At 41.0% G+C, this 6,761-nt stretch carries 3 protein-coding genes; 2 read left to right on the forward strand and 1 reads right to left on the reverse strand.

Annotation, left to right across the window (positions count from 1 at the left end; genetic code table 11):
• Positions 1-4 precede the first annotated feature (4 nt).
• The gene (gyrB, locus tag HMPREF1210_RS11920; RefSeq protein WP_016428946.1) at positions 5-1,930 is read left to right on the forward strand and encodes a DNA topoisomerase (ATP-hydrolyzing) subunit B; all 1,926 of its coding nucleotides are present in this window, start codon (positions 5-7) and stop codon (positions 1,928-1,930) included.
• Between the two features lie 78 nt (positions 1,931-2,008).
• Positions 2,009-4,507, forward strand: coding sequence for a DNA gyrase subunit A (gene gyrA / locus HMPREF1210_RS11925; protein ID WP_051123227.1), 2,499 nt, complete (start codon positions 2,009-2,011; stop codon positions 4,505-4,507).
• Positions 4,508-4,915: 408 nt separating this feature from the next.
• On the opposite strand, the gene HMPREF1210_RS11930 is transcribed toward gyrA, so the two are convergent.
• On the reverse strand, positions 4,916-6,127 hold the full coding sequence (locus HMPREF1210_RS11930; protein ID WP_016428948.1) for an MFS transporter: 1,212 nt from the start codon (positions 6,125-6,127) through the stop codon (positions 4,916-4,918).
• Positions 6,128-6,761: the final 634 nt, after the last annotated feature.

Genomic DNA, 6,761 nt, shown 5'->3' on the forward strand with positions numbered 1-6,761 from the left:
CTAAATGGCGATGGAAGAAAAAGAACTGCAATCTTATGATGCTGATCAGATACAAGTATTAGAAGGTTTGGAAGCGGTACGTAAACGTCCAGGAATGTACATTGGTTCGACGAGTTCAAAAGGACTTCACCATCTTGTATGGGAAATCGTAGATAATGCAATTGACGAAGCCTTGGCTGGTCATTGTGATGAAATTGCCATCACAATCGAGAAAGACAATTGGATTAAAGTTGATGATAACGGTCGCGGAATCCCTGTCAGCAATCATGAGAAAATGGGACGTCCAGCGGTTGAAGTCATTATGACTGTATTGCATGCCGGCGGTAAATTTGGCGGTGGCGGATACAAAGTTTCTGGGGGTCTACATGGTGTTGGTGCCTCAGTAGTTAACGCCCTTTCGGAAATAACGGAAGTATATGTTCATCGTGATGAAAAGCTTCATTACATCAAATTTGAGCGTGGTGCAGTAACAAAAGAATTAGCGATTGTTGGAGAAACTGACAAGACTGGTTCTACTGTCCGTTTTAAAGCGGATCCAGAAATTTTTACCGAAACAACAGTCTACGAATATGATATTTTAGCGAACCGCTTACGTGAGCTAGCTTACTTGAACCGCGGTTTGAAAATTATCATTTCAGACGAGCGTGAAGAAGAAGTGCGCACGAACACTTACTATTACGAGGGTGGTATTAAGTCGTACGTTGAGCACTTGAATAAATCAAAAGAGCCGATTCATGACGAACCGATTTATATCGAAGGTGAAAAAGACGGCATTTCAATTGAAATCGCTATGCAATATAACAGTGGTTACTCGTCTAATATTTTCTCATTCGCGAACAATATCAATACGTATGAAGGCGGTACGCACGAATCTGGCTTTAAAATGGCGTTAACGCGCGTAATCAATGATTACGGACGCAAAAACAACATGATCAAAGATGCCGACACGAATTTAACAGGTGATGATGTGCGTGAAGGATTGACTGCCATTGTGTCAGTCAAACATCCAGATCCACAATTTGAAGGACAAACGAAAACGAAATTAGGAAACTCTGAAGTAAGCACAATTACGAATTCATTGTTTTCGGAAGCGTTTGAACGTTTTATGCTGGAGAATCCATCGGTTGCCCGTAAAGTCATTGATAAAGGATTAATGGCTGCACGTGCACGGGTTGCAGCGAAAAAAGCGCGTGAATTCACACGCCGTAAGTCCGCTTTGGAAGTATCAAGTTTACCTGGTAAACTCGCTGACTGTTCTTCTCGTGTTCCTGCAGATAGTGAACTGTATGTAGTAGAGGGTGACTCTGCCGGCGGTTCAGCAAAATCAGGACGTGATCGTCATTTCCAAGCGATTTTACCGTTAAAAGGGAAAATTTTGAACGTGGAAAAAGCACGTTTAGATAAAATTTTATCGAATACTGAAATCCGTGCGATCATTACAGCTCTTGGAACGGGTATCGGTGACGAATTTGCGTTGGAAAAAGCACGTTATCATAAAATCGTCATTATGACGGATGCCGATGTAGATGGTGCCCACATCCGAACTTTATTATTAACTTTCTTATTCCGTTTCATGCGTCCGTTGATTGAAGCGGGTTATGTATATATTGCTCAGCCTCCATTGTTCCAGATTAAACAAGGGAAAAATGTGGAGTATTGTTATTCAGATAAGCAACTAGCAGAAATCCTGGAGCGCTTGCCAAAACAACCAAAACCAGTTATTCAACGTTACAAAGGTCTTGGAGAGATGGATGCGACTCAATTATGGGATACAACAATGGATCCAGCCGTTCGTACTTTGTTGCAAGTAAACTTAGAAGATGCGATTGATGCAGATGAAACATTTGAACGTTTGATGGGGGACGAAGTAGAACCTCGCCGTCAATTCATCGAAGAAAATGCAATTTATGTGAAAAACTTGGATATTTAATACCCCAAGTGAAGGGAGGTCGCCTGCGTGACGAATATAGCAAATGATGGAGTTAGAGGAATTAATATCAGTACAGAGATGAAAACGTCATTTCTTGACTATGCAATGAGTGTTATTGTTCAACGAGCTCTTCCAGATGTTCGGGACGGTTTAAAACCTGTTCATCGCCGTATTTTATATGCGATGCAAGATTTGGGGAATACGGCAGAAAAACCGTACAAAAAATCTGCTCGTATTGTTGGAGACGTAATTGGTAAGTACCATCCACATGGTGATACGGCCGTTTATGACACAATGGTTCGAATGGCGCAACACTGGAGTTATCGTTATATGTTAGTAGATGGTCACGGAAACTTTGGATCAGTTGATGGAGATGCGGCGGCAGCAATGCGTTATACCGAGTCCCGTATGTCGAAAATCGCGATGGAATTACTGCGTGATATCAACAAAAACACAATTGACTTCAAAGATAATTATGATGGTCAAGAAAAAGAACCGATTGTCCTACCAAGTCGTTATCCAAACTTATTGGTAAACGGTACGTCAGGGATTGCAGTTGGTATGGCAACAAATATTCCGCCACATCATTTGGGTGAAACCATTGAAGCTGTGTTGGCACTTGCTGAAAATGAAGCCATCACTACTGAAGAGCTAATGGAAATCATTCCAGGTCCTGATTTCCCAACTGGTGGTATTATTTTAGGACGAAGCGGCATTCGTCGTGCTTATGAAACTGGGCGTGGATCTGTCATTATCCGCGGTAAAGTTGAAATTGAACAAAAATCGAATGGCAAGGAAGTCATTTTAGTTCATGAACTTCCATTCCAAGTGAATAAGGCTCGCCTTATCGAAAAAATCGCGGAACTTGTGCGCGATAAGAAAATTGACGGCATTACAGATCTTCGCGATGAGTCAGACCGTAACGGAATGCGCATCGTCATTGAAGTCCGTAAAGACGCCAATGCTAACGTTCTATTAAACAATTTATATAAACAAACAGCTCTTCAATCAAGCTTTGGTGTGAATATGCTGGCGCTTGTCGATGGTCAGCCAAAAGTACTTGGCTTGAAAGAGATTTTATATCATTATTTAGAGCACCAAAAAGTCGTCATTAAACGACGTACACAGTTTGAACTGACAAAAGCGGAAGACCGAGCTCACATTTTAGAAGGTCTTCGTATCGCTTTGGATCATATTGATGAAATCATTGCATTGATCCGTAGTTCACAGACGGGAGAAGAAGCAAAACAAGGATTAATTGCTCAATTCAACTTGTCTGAACGTCAAGCCCAAGCAATTCTTGATATGCGTCTTCAACGTTTAACTGGTTTGGAACGCGATAAAATTGAAGAAGAATACAAGGAACTTCAAAAACTGATTGCAGAACTTCGAGCGATTTTAGCGGACGAATTGAAAGTTATTCAAATCATTCGTGAAGAGTTGAATGAAGTCAAAGAGCGTTTCAGCGATAAACGACGTACGGAAATTACTGCAGGTGGCGCTGAAATGATGGAAGACGAAGACTTGATTCCACGTGAGAACTCTGTTCTGACTTTGACTCATAATGGATACATTAAACGTCTGCCGGTAAATACGTATCGTAGCCAAAAACGTGGTGGACGAGGCGTACAAGGAATGGGTACGAATGAAAATGATTTCGTCGAACATCTCCTATACACTTCTACTCACGATACCATCCTGTTCTTTACCAACACAGGTAAGGTGTATCGTGCGAAAGGATACGAAATTCCTGAGTACGGTCGTACAGCTAAAGGATTGCCAATCGTCAATTTATTAGGTGTCGATAAAGAAGAGAAAGTTACCGCAATGATTCAGATGGCATCATTTGAAGACGATGCGTACTTCATCTTTACCACGCGTCTGGGTGTAACGAAACGTACGCCAGTCAGTGGATTTGCCAATATTCGAGCGAACGGTCTTATCTCAATCTCTTTAAGAGACGACGATGAGTTGATTTCTGTGCGATTGACCGATGGGAAAAAACACATCATCATCGGAACTCGTAATGGTATGCTCGTACGTTTTGAAGAAACAGATATCCGTTCAATGGGACGTACAGCATCTGGAGTTCGAGGAATTCGATTACGTGAAGACGATCACGTCGTTGGTATGGAAATCCTGGAGCCAGGTCAGGAAGTATTGGTAGTGACGGAGAATGGTTACGGAAAACGTACACCTGAAGAGGAGTATCGTTTGCAGTCTCGTGGTGGAGTTGGTATTAAGACAAGCCAAATCACCGATAAAACTGGTCCATTATCCGCAGTTAAAGCGGTTGATGGTTCAGAAGATTTGATGCTCATCACGATTAATGGAATGTTAATTCGAATGGATGTTAACAGCATTTCTATCACTGGCCGCAGCACGCAAGGTGTTCGCTTGATTCGTTTAGGCGATGATGAACTTGTGGCAACTGTCGCAAAAGTAGAGAAAGCTGAAGATGAAGAAGAATTTGATGAAGATGGTGAAGAAAGCACAACTTCAATAGTTGATGGAGAAGAATCAACAACTGAAGCAAGTGAAGACTTACCGACAGAATCAGATTCATCAGAAGAATAATAGAAGGACTAAGGTGCATATGCGCCTTAGTCCTTTTTTTATGACTTGACTCTGTTAGCTTTTTAAGTTGATTTTTTTATGAAAATTAGAGAGAATCGGCTCTCTTTCCGCGGACGAAGCTAGTGCAGCGATGCAACGTACTTTCATGTTTCGAAGCTAGCGTAGCGATGCAACGATCTACCATGTTTCGAAGCTAGCGTAGCGATGCAGAAACAGAAACAGAAACAGGAGCACAAGTTTTTAGGTTTTTCCGCAGGAAAGAATAAGGCAAAAACTTTTGGCCCTATTCTTTGCGACGAGTAACCGCAGGAGCAAAAGGTTTGTCGCAGATTCCCTTCCTATCAACAACATCATCATTTAACTGAGCCTATGACTTAATTACGTATCTACTTCAACAGTAGTTTTCTTTCATTGCTCCACTGCCTGCAGAAGTTGTGCTTTTTGCTTTTCAAGAATGTGCAGATTCCCCAAGTAGTAAAAGAAAATGCTGCACAAAATAATGACTGCGATTACAGAAAACAAGAAATCCCCGCCGAAGTCCTGAAGTAACCATCCACCAAGAACAGGACCAGTGAAATTTCCAATGGACCGAAACTGGCCAGCCCCAAAGTAAGTTCCTTTTCGATTCTCGGGTGCAATTTGATCAATAAAGACACTGGTGGATGGGAAAATGAAAATTTCACCTATGGTGACAATTGCCATTGCAATCATCATGCCAATTGCTGTGGTAGCAAAACCAAAACTTGCAAACCCGATAGCAAAGAAAAGACTCCCTAGTATCATGACACGGAGAACCGGCCATTTTTCAGTAATCAAACTTAAAGGAACTTGCAAAATGATAACGAGAATTGCATTGAGTGCAATGAGCTTAGCAAAAAGTGCTACCCCATCAGAAAACGACTGTTGTATGTACTGAGGTAAGTTCGAATCAATTTGTGAGTAGCCAACATTTATCAAGATGCCGCCAATAATAAATACGAGTAATGTTTTATCTTTCCACGTTACCATCAGCGTATCCATCAATGGCAATTGATGAACAGGCGTTACATGTGTAATTGAATGACGATTTAACATGATGAACAATGTGCCTCCATATAGAAGGTACATCAAACCCGTCAGTAAAAAAGGCAAAGAAGAAGAAAATTGTGCTACATACACCCCAAGAAGCGGACCAAGGGAAGCACCAATGTTAATCGCGGTATATCTTAATGAGAATACACGCTTCCTTTGTTGTGGCGAAGTTAAATCTGCCATCATCGCCTGGGATGATGGTTCAAAGAATGAACGGCAAAGACCATTTAAAGCATTTAGTGCCATAAACACGCCAATATGCGAAGCTTGAGAAAATCCGAAATAGACTAATCCCCAAACAAGTATGGTCCATAGCATGACCTTCTTCCGGCCATAACGATCTGAAAAGTAACCCCCAATGAATCCCCCTATGGTTCCGGTTAAAGGAGACAGGCCAATTGTGAGTCCAATCCAAACAGGATGAATTCCATGAGTGTTCGATAAATACAAGGCAAGGAAAGGAAGAGCCATAAAACTGGCACCTCTTGCAAAAACAGTTCCAATCAGTAATGTCCAGACAACAGGATGAAATGCAAACTTTTCTTTCATACTAAAACCTTCTTTCTAACTTTCATACTACGCTTACACAAGTAGTCTGGATAGTTCGAAAAATGAATAAAAGGTCTTCGGAATAAGTAATGACTTGTGGGGGAAGTGAATGCTTATTAAAACTTTGAAATGAATTGAAATTGATGATTCAAGATATAGATGTAAGTCTGTATATTTACAGCAATTCAACACCGTATATAGTAAAAATCATTTCTCATGCAATTACCACTGGAAAAACTATGAAAGAAATTGAATAAATCTCTGAAATACTGTTGACACTTGCTTGTGGAATTGTTATTATAAGTGAGTCGCCAAAACAAGCGGCAAACAAAAAAGAAAAAGCAAAACTTTTTGTTGACATGACAATCTGAATTTGCTAAGATATAAAAGTTGCTGTCGCGAGAGTGACCAACGAAATGAACCTTGAAAACTGAACAGCAAAACGTCAACAATAAAGCGGAACACACTTCGGTGTGGGAAGCAAAACTTGAACTTAATTGTTCATTTTAAAACGTCATTAATTTGACGCCAGCAACAAAGTCGAGCTAATCGACTCACCTATTATGGAGAGTTTGATCCTGGCTCAGGACGAACGCTGGCGGCGTGCCTAATACATGCAAGTCGAGCGGAATGA

The sequence above is a fragment of the Paenisporosarcina sp. HGH0030 genome, from assembly GCF_000411295.1.
Lineage (GTDB): Bacteria > Bacillota > Bacilli > Bacillales_A > Planococcaceae > Paenisporosarcina.

Coding starts and splice junctions, on each gene's coding strand:
- gyrB (WP_016428946.1), top strand. CDS start 5: ATGGCGATGGAAGAAAAAGAACTGCAATCTTATGATGCTGATCAGATA.
- gyrA (WP_051123227.1), top strand. CDS start 2,009: ATGAAAACGTCATTTCTTGACTATGCAATGAGTGTTATTGTTCAACGA.
- HMPREF1210_RS11930 (WP_016428948.1), bottom strand. CDS start 6,127: ATGAAAGAAAAGTTTGCATTTCATCCTGTTGTCTGGACATTACTGATT.